Consider the following 15457-nt stretch of genomic DNA (forward strand, 5'->3'; position numbering starts at 1 on the left):
CGCCCGAACGCACAGCCGCCAGCGGCTGGGCCGGCCTGGGGCTTTACGGCGTCCCCCGCAATCGGATCCACCCCGCCATCCCCCGGAATGCCAGCTCTTGACGTTGACGTTGCCTCTGCGGGTGCAGGGCGCAGCCCTGCCGCTTACCCAACCGGCTGCAGTGGCACCTTGGCCAGGATCCGCGCCCACGGGAACAGCGGCCCCGGATCGCGCTTGCGCGCCACCGTCAGCGCCGCATCGTCGCTGGCCGGCACCTGCTCCAGGTCCAGCTGGTCATGCCCGGCAATCCGCCGCAGCGACGGATAGTGCGCCACCAGCGCTTGCAGGAGGCCTTCCAGCGCCTGCAGCTGTGCCTCGGTGTAGGGCTCGTCCATCGCCTGGTGGCGGCTGTCGAACCAGTCCGGATAGCGCCCGCGGTTGACCAGCTCGATGCCCAGCGTATGCGCGTTCATGCCGCGCACGTGATGGGCCACGCGTTCCGGCGCCACGTACTGCACCACGCTGCCATCGCGGTCGATGTAGAAGTGCCCGCTGTTGCCGGCGCCGCTGTCGTACAGCACGCGCTCGCCGTACTCGCGGGCCATCGCCAGATCGGGCAGCTCGGTGCAGTGGATCACCACCATTTCCAGCGAGGCGGGATCCCGCAGCGGCAATCGGTCGTGATAGGGCAGGGGCTGCAGCTGCAGGCCGGGCAGGAGCGGGTTGGGCATCCGGCGATGCTAGCATTGCGGCATGAACCTGCCTTCCCTTTCCTCGTCGGCCCGCGCCTACGGAACACGCGCATGAGCCGCGGCCACTGCATCCTCTCCCATGGCTTCGAGAGCGGCCCGGAGGCGACCAAGGTCACCGCGCTGGCCGAGGTGGCGCAACGCCTGGGCTGGACCCACGAGCGCCCCGACTACTCCGACCTGGACGCGATGAGCGAGGTCAGCCGGGTGGGCGACGTGCCGACCCGCCTGCGCCGTCTGGTTGAACGCGCCGCCATCGCTGCCCGCCAGGGGCCGGTGGTGCTGGCCGGCTCCAGCCTGGGCGCCTACATCTCCGCCATCGCCTCGCTGCAGGTGCCGGTAGCCGGCCTGTTCCTGATGGTGCCGCCGACCACCATGGGCCCGATGCCGGCGCTGGACGCCGCTGCGGTGCCGACCACGGTGGTGCAGGCCTGGCATGACGATGTGGTACCGGCTGCCGGCGTGATTGCCTGGGCGCAGGCGCGTTCGGCGCAGTTGCTGCTGGTTGACGATGGCCACCGCCTGGAGCGCCACGTGGAGGCCTCCGCGCAGGCCTTCGAGCGCCTGCTGCGGCAACTGTGAAGCCAGGGCGCACGGCGCGCCCGCCCGCATTGACTACAATGGCAGCCCCGCCGCCCCCGGCGCGGGCCTGCCGGCCGTGCCTACGGCCCTCCTTTCCGACCGGCCCGGCCCCTGTGCCGCGCCCGACCACCTGCGAACCGATCCCGTGAAATTCTTCGTCTCCTGCGCCAAGGGCCTGGAATACCTGCTTGCCGATGAACTGTCGGCCCTGGGCCTTGGCAAGGCCACCGCCACCATTGCCGGCGTCAACGCCGACGGCGAACTGGCGCAGGCGCTGCGGATCGTGATGTGGTCGCGCCTGGCCAGCCGGGTGCTGTGGCCGATCGACGAGTTCGACTGCCCGGACGAGCAGGCCCTGTATGACGGCGTGCGTGCACTGCCGTGGCACGAGCACATCTCGCCGGAGATGACCCTGGCGGTGGATGCGCACGTGTCCGGCGACAAGATCACCCATGCACGCTTTGCCGCGCAGCGGATCAAGGATGCGATCGTCGACCGCATGCGCGACGAAGGCCTGGAGCGGCCTTCGGTCAATACCGATCTGCCCGACGTGCGCGTCAACCTCTCGCTGCGCAAGGGCCGCGCCTCGCTGTCGATTGACCTCGGCGGTGGCCCGCTGCATCGCCGTGGCTGGCGCGGTGCCGCCCACGAGGCGCCGCTGAAGGAAAACCTGGCCGCCGCGCTGCTGCTGCGCGCGCAATGGCCGCGCCTGCATGCCGCCGGCGGTGGCCTGCTGGACCCGATGTGTGGCAGCGGCACGCTGCTGATCGAAGGCGCGCTGATGGCCGCCGACGTTGCCCCAGGCCTGATGCGGCATGGCAGCCTGCCGCCGAGCCGTTGGCTGGGCTTCGACAAGGCGGCCTGGAAGTCCATCCAGAGCGAAGCACGTGAGCGCGAAGCGGCCGGTCTGGCCGCGCTGAAGCCGGTCATCCACGGCAGCGACATCGACCCGACTGCGATCCAGGCGGCCCGCGAGAATGCCGAGGTCGCCGGCGTCGCCCACGCGATCCGTTTCACCCGCGCCGATGTCGCCGACCTGGCCGCGCCGGAACAGGAGATCGGTGCGGTGGTCTGCAACCCACCGTACGACGAGCGCCTGGCCGCCGATCCGGCGTTGTACCGTGCACTGGGCAATGCCTTGCAGAAGGCGGTGCCGCAGTGGCGCGCCAGCCTGCTGTGTGGCAATGACGAACTGGCCTTTGCCACCGGCCTGCGTGCCAGCAAGAAGTACCAGATGTTCAACGGTGCGCTGGAATGCGCGCTGATCGTCTGCGATCCGATCGCTGTGCCAGGCCGTGATCCGGCACAGCCCCGGGAGCTGAGCGAAGGCGCGCAGATGGTGGCCAACCGCCTGCGCAAGAACCTGAAGAAGTTCAAGAGCTGGCGTGCCCGCGAGGACATCACCTGCTTCCGCGCCTACGACGCCGACCTGCCGGAGTACGCGGCGGCCATCGACGTCTACGAGGAAGAGGGGGGCAGGCGCCGTACCTTCCTGCATGTGCAGGAATATGCGGCACCGGCGGCGATTCCCGAGAACGACGTGCGCCGCCGCCGCAATGAGCTGCTGGCCGCCGCGCGCGAAGTGTTCGGCGTGCCACCGGAACAGGTGTCGATGAAATCGCGCGAGCGCGGCAAGGGCGGCAGCAAGTACGGCCGCTTCGAGCAGCGCGACGAGTTCATCGTGGTGCGAGAGAACAACGCGCTGCTGCAGGTGAACCTGTTCGATTACCTGGATACCGGCCTGTTCCTCGACCATCGCCCGCTGCGCCGGATGATGGCCGAGCAGGTGCGTGGCAAGCGTTTCCTCAACCTGTTCTGCTACACCGGCGTGGCCAGCGTGCAGGCCGCCGTGGCCGGTGCCGCCAGCACCACCAGCGTCGACCTGTCGGCCACCTATCTGCAGTGGTGCTACGACAATCTGGCGCTGAACGGGCAGGGCGGCAACCAGCATCTGCTGGTCCAGGCCGATGCAATGGCCTGGCTGGAAGGCGACCGCGGCCAGTACGACGTGATCTTCTGTGACCCGCCGACCTTCTCCAATTCCGCCCGCGCCGATGATTTCGACGTGCAGCGCGAACAGCTGAAGCTGCTGCGGGCGGCGGTGGCGCGGCTGGCACCGGGTGGCGTGCTGTACTTCTCCAACAACTTCCGCCGCTTCAAGCTGGAAGAGAACGCCATCGCCGAATTCGCCCAGTGCCGCGAGATCACCGCACGCACGATTGGTCCGGATTTCGAGCGCAACGCGCGCATCCACCGCGCGTGGGAACTGAAGCGGTTGGGGTAAGCCCGGTAGTGCCGGCCGCTGGCCGGCAACTGCGTCAGAACCGTGGAAGGTCCGCGGGATGCCGGCCAGCGGCCGGCACTACCCCATCTGGCCCGTAGATCCACGCCATGCGTGGATCGGCCTAAAGCACCAACAATCGCCCCGGCGCATGGGCCAGGGGCCAATGACCCTGTTCGTACAGCGCAAGCACAGGCTCCCAGTGTGCCGGCAGGCCGAGATGCGTTTCCAGCAGGCGTTGCCGGAAGGCGAACATCGCCCCATCGCGCGCCACCAGGTGCAGGTCATGCGCACCGCAGCGCAGTGCCGGCAGATCCAGTGCCGAAAGCGCGCGCATCAACGTGCGGTTGAGTTCGCGTCGGGCGTCGGCCAGTTCGGCGGGATGGGGCAGGGCGCCGTGAAACGGATCCGAATCGCCCAGTGTTGTGGGCATCCATTCGAAACCATTTGTATCGACGGTCCGCAGTGCTTCGGCCAGCGATCGAACGGCGACGACGCCGGCCGTTGTGGGCAGTGTTTCACCCAACCGGGAAAAGAAGCCGATTCCAGACATCCGCTGCAGCACGCTATCCATACCGGCATTGTAGTTCGACGCCATGCGTGGACGCCGCCGTCCACGTCCTGCGGCTACAGCAATTCCAGCACCAACCCCAGCACCGGCAGCGCGATCGCCAGAGGCGCAATCCACGTTGGACGATACGGATACAACCCGAACGACAGCGCCACGCCGGCCAGGGTCATCGCGCCCAGCCACAGCAACGGGCCCATCGCCCAGCCGTGGTCGGCCACGCACAGTGCGAACGCCGCCGCCAGCAGCGCCCAGCCCAGCACCCGCCACTGCACCCGCCGTGCGGGTGCGGCCGCGGCCTTGCCATGCAAGTCGTGCTGGTGCTTTTCCATCGACAGCGACAGCGCGGTGAACGCAGAGAACGACAGCGCCAGTGCCAGCAGCATCATGCGCTGGCCTCCGCTTTGGCCGCTTCTGCAGTGCTCACCGATGCCTTCGGCGCAGCCGCAGCGGCGGCACGCTTCTTCTTCTCGGCCGCACTCAGCGGTGGCGTCCAGCGCTGCATGCGCCAGCCGCACAGGGCCAGCATTGCGCCGAATGCGATCATCGAAAGATCGACGCCGGCCAGTACCCAGTCGCCGTTGCGCAGCGTGACCCCGAGGTGGGCATGGGTGGTCACTGCATTGACCACCGGCACCAGTGCGAACGCGGCCGCACCCAGGTACAGCTGCCACGCCCACATCATCCGCTTCGGCCAGATGAAGGCGGCCAGCAGCGCGGCGCCCCAGGCGCAGAAGAACACGTTGGCCTCGGCACTGGAGCGCTCGGCGATCTGCAGCGGCAGCAGGCGGTTGCCCCAGAAGTACGCCGCGAAGGCGATCGGCAGGCCGGCCACGGTGCCGATGTTCAGCGCATCGACCAGGCGCAGGCCGAATCCGGTACGCCCGTTCTTGGCATGCTTGGGACGCTCCTTCACCGCCCACAGCACCACGCCGCTGGCGACCATCAGGCAGCCGACCAGGCCGGACAGGAAGAACAGTGCGCGCAGGCCCCAGTCGGCGAAGCGCGCCAGGTGCAGGCCATACAGCACGCCACGGGTGGCGGTGGCGCCGCCGGACGGCGGCGTCTCTTCCAGCAGCGCACCGTTGACCATGTTGTAGCGCAGCGCCGGGGTGTCGGTGGACAAACGCCTGCCGTCACGTTGGCGGATGTCGATCACCGCATTGGCAGCGCCCGGGTTGGACACGGTGAAGCCGGCCACTTCCACGCCGTGCCAGTGCGCACGCGCGCTGTCCAGCAACTGTGCGATCGGCAGCGGCGTGGCGCGGCCCTGCTCCGGCGCGGTCACCTCTGGCATGCCGCCGAAGGCTTCGCTGAAGAACTTGTCCTCGTCCTGCGGGTAGGCGACTTTCACCCCCCACGGCAGGTACATGATCATCAGAGTGACGATGCCGGTGTAGGTGATCATCGCGTGGTACGGCAGGGCCATCACCGCGCTGACGTTATGGAAATCCAGCCAGGACCGCAGGCCCTTGTCCTTGCGGAAGGTGAAGAAGTCCTTGAAGATTTTCTTGTGGGTGATGACGCCGGTGATGATCGCCACCAGCATGAACATCGCGCAGAACCCGACCAGGTAGCGCGCCCAGTACACCGGGATGTAGTGCAGGTCGAAGTGCAGGCGGTAGAAGAAGTCGCCGCCACGGGTCTCGCGCGCCTTCAGTGCCTGGCCGTTGTTCGGGTCGAGCGTGGCGTCGCCGAAGCCACCGCGACGGCCACGACTGGGGTCGGCCAGTTCCGGTGGCAGCCGCCAGAACAGCTGCATGGCCGGGTTGCGCGGCTGCGGCAGGGTGACGAACCAGTTCTCGGCGTGACTCGCATTGGCCTGCAGGTAGGCCACCGCGCGCTGCGCGGCCACGTCGATGCTGACGTTGCTGGACGGCAGCTCCGGGCGCATCCAGCGACTGATTTCCTCGCGATAGTAGCTGGCCGTGCCGGCCATGAAGATCAGCAGCAGCAACCAGCCGACCAGCAGGCCCGTCCAGGTATGCAGCCAGGCCATCGACTGGCGGAATCCGTTCTTCATGCCCAGGCGCCCAACAGGCGTGCGACCGCCGCCATCAGCAGGGCGGGGGCGAGGATGCCGACCCAGGCCCGCAGTGCGCTGCGGGTGGCAAAGGCCCACAGCGCCGCGCAGGCAGCCACCACAATGGCCAGCAGCATGCCGGTCAGCACGGTCTGGCCGCGCGCGCCGGGCAACGCCACCGCGCAGAACACGCTGGTCATCGAGGCCAGCGCATAGCCGCCGAAAATCGCGGCCAAAGCGCGTGACAGCACGCCCCAGCGCGGGTTGGAGAACAAGGTGCGGGGGCTGGCGGGTGTGGGCGAGCGGTCCACGGCGTTCCTGAAGGTAGGAGAAGGGATGGAACGCGTCCGCGGCCCCCTTGCGCCCTGCGCATGTCGCCCAGCGTGTCCCATCGACGAAGCACTGCCCGCGCAGACGGGCAGCCCAGAAGTCGGGGCAGTACACGGGCGATGGGCACGTTTTTCGTGCCCGTTTGGCTAAGCGTACAACCGATCAGTAAATGATATGTATTCGCATTTCATGAATCAAGCGTGCTGATCGTGGGCGTTGGCCGGGGCTAGAACCTGAACACCACGGTTGCCGCATGCAGCAGCAGGCCGATCAACCCGCCCACCAGGGTGCCGTTGAAGCGGATGAACTGCAGGTCGCGACCCACACTCAGTTCCAGTTGCTCGACCAGGTGCCGCTCGTCCCAGCCCTTCACGGTCTGCGCGATATGCGTGGTCACGCCCTCGCGCAGGCGGCCGGTCAGGCGCTGCGCACCTTCCAGCAGGTGCTGGTTGAGGGCCTCGCGCAGGGCCGGGTCGGCCTGCAGGCTGCTGCCCAGCGACGCCAGGCTGCGCCGCAGGTGTCCGACCAGCGCCGAGTCTTCGCGTTGCAGGTCGACGCGCAGGCTGGCATGGATACGCGCCCACAGCCCCTGCACGTAGTCCTGCAGGGCGGGGTGGTCGATCATGTCCTGCTTGAGCTGTTCGATGCGCTCAGCCAGCGCCGGGTCTTCGCGCAGGCGCTGCACGTAGTTCTGCAGCCAGGTCTCGTAGTCCTGGCGCAGCGGATGCTGCGGCTCGGCCAGCACCTGTTGCAGCTCTTCCAGTACCGCCCGCGCCAGGCGTTCGGCCAGGCTGTCGCCGATCTCGTCGATTGGCTTGACCCAGTTCACCGTGCTCGACAGCGTCGGCCATTCGCGCTGGATGTAGCGCACGATCAGCTGCGAGGCGCGCTCCTTCACCTCCGGCTGCTCCAGCCAGCGTCCCAGGCGCTGCAGGCCCTCGTCAAGCACGCGCTGGTGGCGGCCATCGGCGGTCAGCAGGGCCAGCAGTTCACCGGCGGTGGCAGCAGCGTTCCACTGCCGCAGCTGCTGCACCACGAAGGCATGCAGTTGCCGCCGCACCGCGGTTTCGTCGAAGAAATCCAGTGCCTGCAGCGCCCAGCCGCGGGCCATGTCGGCCAGCATCCGCGAGCGTGCCGGGTCGGCCAGCCAGCTACCGAGACGACTGGCCGGATCGAACACCTGCAGCTTGGCCAGCAGCACACCCGGTTCCAGGAACTGGTCGCGCACGAACAGCGCCAGGCTGTCGCCGATGCGTTCCTTGCTGCGCGGGATGATCGCGGTGTGCGGAATCGGCAGGCCCATTGGCCGCCGGAACAGCGCAACGACTGCGAACCAGTCGGCCAGCGCGCCGACCGCAGCAGCCTCGCAGAAGGCCGACACCCAGGCCCAGATGCCGCGTTCGCCGTGCCAATGGCTGACCGCGAATCCGGCCAGCATCAACAGCAGCAGGCCCAGTGCGAGGGCTTTCAGGCGCCGCAGCTGGGCGCGGCGCGGATCGTGGGCAGGCGTCATCGCACGAGTCTAACCGCAGCCCGGTGATGCCTGCCTGTAGAGCCGAGCCCATGCTCGGCTGCCTTGCGCGCGGCACACCGCAGCCGAGCATGGGCTCGGCTCTACCTGAGAGGTTCGCGCGTTTTTAAAGCGCTTCCAGTTGCTTGCGCAGCGCGGCCAGCTGCGCGCGCAGGGTGTCGTTCTCGCGGGTCAACGCGACCACGCGGCGGCGCAGGGCCGGGGCATCCTCGCCCAGCTGTTCCAGTGCCAACAGTACCTCGGCGTCGCGGCTGGCGATCTCGTCCTCGCTGGGCTCCTCGAAGTCCATCTCGGCCGCGTCCCGCTTCGGCGCGCGCGGCTTGCGCTTGGATTCGCGCACGCGCTTGGCCGCCTGCTTCAGCTCATCCTTGCCGCCGGCGGCGGCGGCGCGTTGCTCCTCTTCGGGCAGATCGGCCACGGCTGCGGCGGCGCTGATCGAGATCACGCCGGCCTTCACTGCCTCCACCACTTCGGGTGCAGCCTGGGCATGGATGCGCTCGATCATGCCGACCTGGCTGGTACTCAGCTTGGCTTCGCGGGCCAGTTCGGCGCGGCTGAGCTTCGGTGCCGGCTCCCACGGCGGGCTGTCCTCGCCCGCCTCATCGGCAATCTCGGCGGTACCGTCGCTCTCGCGCTGCAGCTGCGCCTGCTCGGCCTGCTTGCGGGCGGCCAGGATGTCGCGCTTGCGCAGCGCCAGCACGCCGCGCTGGAAATCGGACACGCTGCGACGGCCCAGATGCTGCTCGATCATCCACAGGTGAACGTCTTCCATGCTCTGGAAGCGCGTGTTCTGCACGGTGTTGAAGGGCAGGCCATGCTTCTGGCAGATGCCGAAACGGTTGTGACCATCGACCAGCACATTACCCCACAGCACCAGCGCATCGCGGCAGCCTTCGGCCAGGATGCTGCGCTCCAGCGCGTCATGTTCGTCCGCGGTCAGCGGGTCGATGTAGGCCTTGAGTTCTTCTTTGACGACGATATCCATGGGCACGGCAACGAGCAGGAGCGGAACCGCCCATTGTACCCGCTCGCCACCGCCGGCCCGGGCTCAGGCGGTGACCCGGATCATCTCGCCCAGGGTGCCGGTGATCTGGTCGATCTGCGCCTTGTCCACGATCAGCGGCGGCGACAGCGCGATGATGTCACCGGTGCAGCGCACCAGCAGCCGGCCATCGTGGAAGCAGCGCCGGAACACCTCGTAGCCGCGGCTGCCAGGGGCATCGCGGCGCGGTGCCAGCTCGACCGCGCCGACCAGCCCGAAGTTGCGGATGTCGATCACGTTGGGCAGGCCCTGCAGCGCGTGCAGCCGTTCCTGCCAGTACTCGCCCAGTTCGATGGCGCGCTCGAACAGGCGCTCCTCGGCGTAGACGTCCAGTGTTGCCAGCGCTGCGGCGCAGGCCAGCGGGTGACCCGAGTAGGTATAGCCGTGGAACAGCTCGATGGCCTGCGGCGGGGCCTGCATCAGCGTGGCATGCACGGCGTCGCTGGCCAGCACGCCGCCCAGTGGCACCGCGCCGTTGCTGACCGCCTTGGCGAAGGTCAGCAGGTCCGGTGTGACCCCGAAGCGCTGCGCGGCGAAGGGCATGCCGACCCGGCCGAAACCGGTGATGACCTCATCGAACACCAGCAGGATGCCGTGGTGGTCGCACAGTTCGCGCAGGCGCTGCAGGTATCCGGGCGCGGGCAGGATCACCCCGGCGGAGCCGGCGATGGGCTCGACGAAGACGGCGGCAATCGTCGAGGCGTCATGCAGCCCGATCAGCCGTTCCAGATCGTCGGCCAGCTCCGCGCCCTGGCGCGGCAGGCCCTTGCTGAACGCGTTGCGCTGCAGGTCCAGGGTGTGGCGCAGATAGTCCACGCCCCCCAGTTGCAGGCCGAACGCCCTGCGGTTGTTGGGCAGACCGCCCAGCGCCATGCCACCGAAACCGACGCCGTGATAGGCCTTCTCGCGGCTGATGAAGCGCGTGCGCTGGCCCTCGCCACGCTGGCGGTGGTAAGCCAGCACGATCTTCATCGCGGTATCCACCGCCTCCGAGCCGGAGCTGGTGAAGAACACATGGTTGAGCGGGGCCGGAGCCAGTGCGGCCAGCCGCTGTGCCAGCGCGAATGCCGGCGGCGAGCCCACCTGGAAAGCGGGTGAGTAGTCGAGCGTGCGTGCCTGCCCGGCGATGGCCTCGACGATGTGCGGTCGCGCGTGGCCGGCGTTGCAGCACCACAGGCCGGCGGTGCCGTCGAGGATCTGTCGGCCATCGATGTCTTCGTAGTGCATGCCTTCGGCGCGGACCAGCATGCGTGGTGCCGCCTTGTACTGGCGGTTGGCGGTGAATGGCATCCAGTAAGCGTCCAGTGACTCGGGGCGCTGTGTGGTCAGGTCGTGCAGGTCGCTTCCGGGACGCTTCATGCCAGCTCCGTCGGGTCCGATGCGACGAATGTAGCGCAGCCACGTCACGGCGGAGTCGCGGTGACCCCGGTATAACCAAGGCTCGTTGAATGCTGGAGCTTCCCATGGCCGATGTTCCCGACCGCAGCCATTGGCAGGCACTGGCCCTCCAGCTGTCGATGCCAGGCCAGGCCTTCATCGATGGCCGCTATGTCGATGCAGCCAGCGGCGCCCGTTTCGACTGCGTCAGCCCGATCGACGGTCGCGTACTGGGGGCGGTCGCCGACTGCGACGCACAGGACGTGGAGCGCGCGGTACTGGCCGCGCGGCGCAGCTTCGAGGCCGGCCACTGGTCGCAGGCCAGTCCGGCCCAGCGAAAGCGCGTACTGTTGGCGCTGGCGGCATTGGTCGAAACGCATGCCGACGAGCTGGCCCTGCTGGAAACCCTGGACATGGGCAAGCCGGTGCGTGATGCGCGCTGCATCGACCTGCCAGGCGCGGTGCGCTGCCTGCGCTGGACCGCCGAGGCCGTGGACAAGCTGTACGGCGAGATCGCGCCGACCGGCCCGCACGAACTGGGACTGGTCACGCGCGAGGCCGCCGGGGTCGTGGCCGCGATCGTTCCGTGGAACTTTCCGCTGCTGATGGCCTGCTGGAAGATCGCGCCTGCATTGGCCATGGGCAACTCGGTGGTGCTCAAGCCGTCCGAGCGCTCGCCCTTGAGTGCGTTGCGGCTGGCGGCGCTGGCCGCCGAAGCGGGCCTGCCAGAGGGCGTGCTGAACGTGCTGCCGGGGCACGGTGCGCGCGTCGGTGAGCCGTTGGCCCTGCACATGGATGTGGACGTGCTCGCCTTCACCGGCTCCACGGCCACGGGCGCGAAGCTGCTGCAGTGTTCAGGGCGATCCAACCTCAAGCGGGTCTGGCTGGAGTGTGGCGGCAAGAGCCCGCATGTGGTGTTTGCCGACGCCCCTGATCTGGACGCCGCCGCGAAGGCGGTGGCACAGGGTATCTTCTTCAACCAGGGCGAGGTCTGTACCGCAGGTTCGCGGCTCCTGGTACAGCGTTCGATCCGCGAGGATTTCGTGCATCAGGTGGTTGCTTATGGCCAGCACATGCACCCCCGCCATCCATTGGACCCCGATGCGCCGATGGGCGCGCTGGTGGATGCCGCGCACCTGGACAAGGTGATGGACGATATCGCGCGCGCCGAAGGCGAGGGTGCCCGGTTGCTGCTGGGTGGGCGGCGCGCCGAAGTGGAAGCCGGCGGCAGCTACGTCCAGCCCACCGTGTTCGACCAGGTGCGCCCGGAGCAGGCACTGGCGCGCGAGGAAGTGTTCGGGCCGGTGCTGGCTGTGCTTGGTTTCGAAGACGAGGCCGAAGCGGTGCGCGTGGCCAATGACAGCCGCTACGGCCTGGCCGCCGGCCTGTGGACACGGGACCTGGGGCGAGCCCACCGCGTCGCGCGCCAGCTGCGTGCCGGCAGCATCTGGGTGAACGGCTGGGATGGCGGCGACATGACCGCTCCGTTCGGGGGCTACAAGCAGTCCGGCAACGGGCGCGACAAATCGCTGCATGCGTTCGACAAGTACAGCGAGATCAAGGCCACCTGGATGCAGCTGTAACGACGCGATTGCTGGACGGCTGTTCGCTCTCTGTAGAGTCGAGCGATGCTCGACTGCCGTTCGTTCTTCTGTAGAGCCGAGCCATGCTCGGCTGCATCTCGCGAAGAACCGTCGAGCATGGCTCGACGTTACAGGAGGCGCCTGCCCCCTCGTCGGCATCGGTGTCGGCTGAAACCATCGTGCCGTACCGCCGCCAGCCCGTGGCAGAATCGGTCGATCTGCCATTTCCCGTGTTGCCGATGTCCTCGATCACCGCTGCCGCGCCGCCCGTGAATTCCCCCCGTCGTGTTCTGCTGGCCAGCCTGATCGGTACCACGATCGAGTTCTTCGACTTCTACATCTACGCCACGGCCGCGGTGCTGGTGTTCCCGCACCTGTTCTTCCCGGACAGCAGCGAACAGGCAGCCCTGCTGCAGTCGCTGGCAACCTTCGCGGTGGCCTTCATCGCACGCCCGGTTGGGTCGGCAGTGTTCGGCCATTTCGGCGATCGCATCGGGCGCAAGGCCACCCTGGTGGCTGCGCTGCTGACCATGGGGCTGTCCACGGTGCTGATCGGCCTGCTGCCGACGCACGCACAGATCGGTCTGTGGGCGCCGGCGCTTCTGGCGCTGTGCCGTTTCGGCCAGGGCCTGGGTCTGGGCGGCGAGTGGGGCGGGGCAGTGCTGCTGGCCACCGAGAACGCACCGCCGGGCAAGCGTGCCTGGTACGGCATGTTCCCGCAGCTGGGTGCACCGCTCGGCTTCCTGCTGTCGGCCGGCATCTTCCTGGTGCTCGGCCGTTGCCTGAGCCAGGCCGACTTCCTGCAGTGGGGCTGGCGCATTCCGTTCGTGGCCAGCGCGCTGCTGGTCGGCCTCGGCCTGTGGGTGCGGTTGAACATCCACGAGACCCCCGACTTCAAGCAGGCGCTGGAGCGCAAGGCGCCGGTGCGGCTGCCGATGTGGACGGTGCTGCGCGACCACCCGGTGCCGATGCTGCTGGGTACCCTGGGCGCGTTCGCCACCTTCGTGCTGTTCTACCTGATGACCGTGTTCAGCCTCGGCCATGGCACGGCGGTGCTGGGTTACAGCCGCGAGCAGTTCCTGCTGATGCAGATGGCCGGCATGCTGTTCTTCGCGCTGGGCATCCCGCTGTCGGCGCGCTATGGCGACCGCTGGGGGACGCGCCGCACGATGATCGTGGCCAGCGTGCTGATCATCGGTTTCGGCGTGCTGTTCGCGCCGCTGTTCCAGCCGCACAGCCCGTGGATGGTCACCGCCTTCCTGTGCCTGGGCCTGTTCCTGATGGGCCTGACCTATGGTCCCTGCGGTACCTTCCTGGCCGAGATCTACCCGGTGGAGGTGCGCTATACCGGCGCATCGCTGTCATTCAACCTGGCCGGCATTCTGGGTGCGGCACCGGCGCCGTACCTGGCCACCTGGCTGGCCGAACGCTTCGGTCTGGTCGCGGTTGGCTACTACCTGTGCCTGACTGCGGCAGCGACGCTGTGCGCGCTGGTGGCACTGCACCGGCGCGCGCTGCGGTTCAGCCAAAGAAGCGCTTGAGCGTGCGTCCCAGCCAGCCACCGCCCTGGTGCTCGCGGGTGAACTGGTTCAGGTGTGCCTTGACCTGTTCGGCGTAGGCCTGGTCATCGCCGCGGATGTGGTTGAACAACCAGCGCGAGAGCATCGTGCGCAGTTCATCGCTGATGTCCTCGCCGGCCTGGAAGCGCAGCCGGTACTCGGCCACACGCTTGATGAAGATCTCATGCACGCGCTTGTGCGCGGCACAGAACGGGTAGCCCGCTTCCTCCATCAGCTCTTCCTCGAACGCGAAGTGCGACATGGTGTAGTCGACCACCTCGTCGATCACTTCACCCACTGCCGCGCGCTGCAGGCTGGACTGGGCCACGTGCAGGTGGTTGAGCATCTCGATGATGCGGCGGTGTTGTTGGTCGATCACATCGATGCCGATGTTCAGATCGTCCTGCCAGACCAGTAGTGCCATCCCCGGCTCCCCTTCATGCGTATGTCGGGGCCGACTGTAGAGCTGTCGTGCGGGAACGGCGTTGATCTGGATCAAAGCGAGCCGGTCAGGTCAGCGCAGGCTCGCGTGGACGCAGCGGGCTGGCCACCGTGGTGCAGCTGACCCGATTGCGGCCACCGGCCTTGGCCAGGTACAGCTGGCGGTCGGCCTCGGAGATCAGCCGGTGCAGCGCATCGCGCTGCGGGCGCAGGCAGCACAGGCCGATGCTGACCGTCATGCGCAGGGTAGCGGTGCCGATGTCCACCTCCAGTGCGGCGATGCGCTGGCGCAGCTCCTCGAAGTACAGCAGCGCCTCGTCCTGTTCCATGTCTGGCACCAGCAGGCAGAACTCCTCGCCGCCGAAGCGCGCGATCAGGTCGTGGCTGCGTGCATGCGCGGTCACCGCGCCGGCCACCGCGCGCAGCGCGTCGTCGCCCGCTTCGTGGCCATGGGTGTCGTTGATGTGCTTGAAGTGGTCGATGTCGATCATCGCCACCGCCACGCATTGGCCGTGCAGCTGCAGCTGCGGCAGCTGACGCTGGCTCTGCTCCAGGAAGAAGCGTCGGTTGGGCAGGCCGGTGAGGAAGTCGCGGGTGGCCAGATCCTGCAGGGTGCCGATCAGTTCCAGCTGGTCCACGTTCTGCGAGACGCGGCAGAAGAACTCCTCGCGCGAGAACGGCTTGCGCAGGAAATCGTTGGCGCCGTTCTTCAGGAAGCGCGGGATCAATGAGGCGTCGGTATTGCCGGAGATGCCGATCACCGCCACCTTGTCGCGCGAGCGCAGGGTGCGCAGACGACGGGTGAATTCCACCCCCTGCATGCCGGGCATTTCCTGGTCGACCACCGCCAGGCGGATCGCCGGATGCGCCTCGATTGCAGCCAGGCCCTCGTTGCCGTCGGCGGCTTCGTGCACCTCATGCCCATACATGCGCAGCAGGGCGGCGGCATAGCCACGCGCGGACGGCGAATCGTCCACCACCAGCGCGGCGATGCGTCGGTTGCGTTCCAGCCGCTGCACCAGCCACACCAGGTAGTCGATGCTGCCCGGGGTGTTCTTCAGCACGTAGTCGATGATCTGCTGCTGTAGTACGCGCTTGCGCAGGTCCTCGTCGTAAACGCCGCTGACCACCACCGTCGGCAGGTCGCGCTTGAGGAAGAACTCGACCACCGCATCGCGGTCGCCGTCGGCCAGCACCAGTCCGGTCAGCACCAGGAACCAGCCCCCGCCTTCGCTGAGCAGCCGGTCGGCCTCGGCCAGGGTGGAGGCGATCACTACCGGCAGTTCCAGGCGCTGCTCGATGGCTTCGCGCAGCATGCCGGTGAACGCACGGGAGTTTTCGACCAGCAGGATCCGCTGCGGCAGCGGATCGGCCAGGTCGCCATCGACGGCGGCCTGCGGCAGCACGGGCAT

General features: G+C 68.0%; 14 protein-coding genes. 4 read left to right on the plus strand and 10 right to left on the minus strand.

Annotated elements, in window-relative coordinates; genetic code table 11:
- Positions 1-143: 143 nt before the first annotated feature.
- Complete coding sequence (locus tag HMPREF3114_RS08095; protein ID WP_053498686.1) at positions 144-710, minus strand: N-acetylmuramoyl-L-alanine amidase; 567 nt, start codon at positions 708-710, stop codon at positions 144-146.
- A gap of 72 nt (positions 711-782) precedes the next feature.
- Here HMPREF3114_RS08095 and HMPREF3114_RS08100 point away from each other — a divergent pair, with 72 nt between their 5' ends.
- Together HMPREF3114_RS08100 and rlmKL are read left to right on the plus strand one after the other, a co-directional pair.
- The gene (locus HMPREF3114_RS08100) at positions 783-1310 is read left to right on the plus strand and encodes an alpha/beta hydrolase (RefSeq protein ID WP_053498684.1); all 528 of its coding nucleotides are present in this window, start codon (positions 783-785) and stop codon (positions 1308-1310) included.
- A 145-nt stretch (positions 1311-1455) separates the two neighbouring features.
- Entirely contained in the window at positions 1456-3594 is a 2139-nt protein-coding gene (gene rlmKL / locus HMPREF3114_RS08105; RefSeq protein ID WP_070489524.1) for a bifunctional 23S rRNA (guanine(2069)-N(7))-methyltransferase RlmK/23S rRNA (guanine(2445)-N(2))-methyltransferase RlmL, read from the plus strand.
- A gap of 121 nt (positions 3595-3715) precedes the next feature.
- Here the strand turns inward: rlmKL and HMPREF3114_RS08110 are convergent, their stop codons facing one another.
- The 7 genes from HMPREF3114_RS08110 to HMPREF3114_RS08140 form a co-directional block, all read right to left on the minus strand.
- On the minus strand, positions 3716-4189 hold the full coding sequence (locus HMPREF3114_RS08110) for a hypothetical protein (RefSeq protein ID WP_053498681.1): 474 nt from the start codon (positions 4187-4189) through the stop codon (positions 3716-3718).
- A 29-nt stretch (positions 4190-4218) separates the two neighbouring features.
- A complete protein-coding gene (locus HMPREF3114_RS08115) occupies positions 4219-4548 on the minus strand; it encodes a DUF3325 domain-containing protein (protein ID WP_053498679.1) in 330 nt (109 codons plus the stop codon).
- Positions 4545-6182 carry a PepSY-associated TM helix domain-containing protein gene (locus HMPREF3114_RS08120; RefSeq protein WP_070489526.1) on the minus strand — a complete coding sequence of 546 codons (1638 nt, stop codon included), beginning with the start codon at positions 6180-6182 and terminating at the stop codon, positions 4545-4547. Before HMPREF3114_RS08120 ends, HMPREF3114_RS08115 begins: the two co-directional genes overlap by 4 nt.
- Positions 6179-6493, minus strand: coding sequence for a DUF3649 domain-containing protein (locus tag HMPREF3114_RS08125; protein ID WP_053498676.1), 315 nt, complete (start codon positions 6491-6493; stop codon positions 6179-6181). Before HMPREF3114_RS08125 ends, HMPREF3114_RS08120 begins: the two co-directional genes overlap by 4 nt.
- Positions 6494-6738: 245 nt before the next feature.
- Positions 6739-8025, minus strand: a complete 1287-nt coding sequence (locus HMPREF3114_RS08130) for a DUF445 domain-containing protein (RefSeq protein WP_070489528.1) — start codon at positions 8023-8025, stop codon at positions 6739-6741.
- Between the two features lie 124 nt (positions 8026-8149).
- Complete coding sequence (locus HMPREF3114_RS08135; protein ID WP_070489529.1) at positions 8150-9028, minus strand: plasmid replication/partition related protein; 879 nt, start codon at positions 9026-9028, stop codon at positions 8150-8152.
- A gap of 63 nt (positions 9029-9091) precedes the next feature.
- On the minus strand, positions 9092-10444 hold the full coding sequence (locus HMPREF3114_RS08140; protein ID WP_070489531.1) for an omega-aminotransferase AptA: 1353 nt from the start codon (positions 10442-10444) through the stop codon (positions 9092-9094).
- Between the two features lie 104 nt (positions 10445-10548).
- Between HMPREF3114_RS08140 and HMPREF3114_RS08145 the strand changes: the two genes are divergently transcribed.
- Entirely contained in the window at positions 10549-12045 is a 1497-nt protein-coding gene (locus HMPREF3114_RS08145; RefSeq protein WP_070489533.1) for an aldehyde dehydrogenase, read from the plus strand.
- A gap of 239 nt (positions 12046-12284) precedes the next feature.
- A complete protein-coding gene (locus HMPREF3114_RS08150; RefSeq protein ID WP_032954064.1) occupies positions 12285-13586 on the plus strand; it encodes an MFS transporter in 1302 nt (433 codons plus the stop codon).
- Here HMPREF3114_RS08150 and HMPREF3114_RS08155 read toward each other — a convergent pair.
- Both HMPREF3114_RS08155 and HMPREF3114_RS08160 read right to left on the minus strand, forming a co-directional pair.
- On the minus strand, positions 13567-14028 hold the full coding sequence (locus HMPREF3114_RS08155; RefSeq protein WP_005415916.1) for a bacteriohemerythrin: 462 nt from the start codon (positions 14026-14028) through the stop codon (positions 13567-13569). The genes HMPREF3114_RS08150 and HMPREF3114_RS08155 overlap by 20 nt on opposite strands.
- A gap of 85 nt (positions 14029-14113) precedes the next feature.
- Positions 14114-15457 carry a diguanylate cyclase gene (locus tag HMPREF3114_RS08160; RefSeq protein ID WP_049416322.1) on the minus strand — a complete coding sequence of 448 codons (1344 nt, stop codon included), beginning with the start codon at positions 15455-15457 and terminating at the stop codon, positions 14114-14116.

The organism is Stenotrophomonas sp. HMSC10F07, from assembly GCF_001807895.1.
Lineage (GTDB): Bacteria > Pseudomonadota > Gammaproteobacteria > Xanthomonadales > Xanthomonadaceae > Stenotrophomonas > Stenotrophomonas sepilia.

What these genes read in the sequence shown, in the direction of transcription:
- HMPREF3114_RS08095 (WP_053498686.1), bottom strand. Translation starts at nt 710, where the DNA reads ATGCCCAACCCGCTCCTGCCCGGCCTGCAGCTGCAGCCCCTGCCCTAT.
- HMPREF3114_RS08100 (WP_053498684.1), top strand. Translation starts at nt 783, where the DNA reads ATGAGCCGCGGCCACTGCATCCTCTCCCATGGCTTCGAGAGCGGCCCG.
- HMPREF3114_RS08110 (WP_053498681.1), bottom strand. Translation starts at nt 4,189, where the DNA reads ATGGCGTCGAACTACAATGCCGGTATGGATAGCGTGCTGCAGCGGATG.
- HMPREF3114_RS08115 (WP_053498679.1), bottom strand. Translation starts at nt 4,548, where the DNA reads ATGATGCTGCTGGCACTGGCGCTGTCGTTCTCTGCGTTCACCGCGCTG.
- HMPREF3114_RS08120 (WP_070489526.1), bottom strand. Translation starts at nt 6,182, where the DNA reads ATGAAGAACGGATTCCGCCAGTCGATGGCCTGGCTGCATACCTGGACG.
- HMPREF3114_RS08130 (WP_070489528.1), bottom strand. Translation starts at nt 8,025, where the DNA reads ATGACGCCTGCCCACGATCCGCGCCGCGCCCAGCTGCGGCGCCTGAAA.
- HMPREF3114_RS08135 (WP_070489529.1), bottom strand. Translation starts at nt 9,028, where the DNA reads ATGGATATCGTCGTCAAAGAAGAACTCAAGGCCTACATCGACCCGCTG.
- HMPREF3114_RS08140 (WP_070489531.1), bottom strand. Translation starts at nt 10,444, where the DNA reads ATGAAGCGTCCCGGAAGCGACCTGCACGACCTGACCACACAGCGCCCC.
- HMPREF3114_RS08145 (WP_070489533.1), top strand. Translation starts at nt 10,549, where the DNA reads ATGGCCGATGTTCCCGACCGCAGCCATTGGCAGGCACTGGCCCTCCAG.
- HMPREF3114_RS08150 (WP_032954064.1), top strand. Translation starts at nt 12,285, where the DNA reads ATGTCCTCGATCACCGCTGCCGCGCCGCCCGTGAATTCCCCCCGTCGT.
- HMPREF3114_RS08155 (WP_005415916.1), bottom strand. Translation starts at nt 14,028, where the DNA reads ATGGCACTACTGGTCTGGCAGGACGATCTGAACATCGGCATCGATGTG.
- HMPREF3114_RS08160 (WP_049416322.1), bottom strand. Translation starts at nt 15,457, where the DNA reads ATGCCCGTGCTGCCGCAGGCCGCCGTCGATGGCGACCTGGCCGATCCG.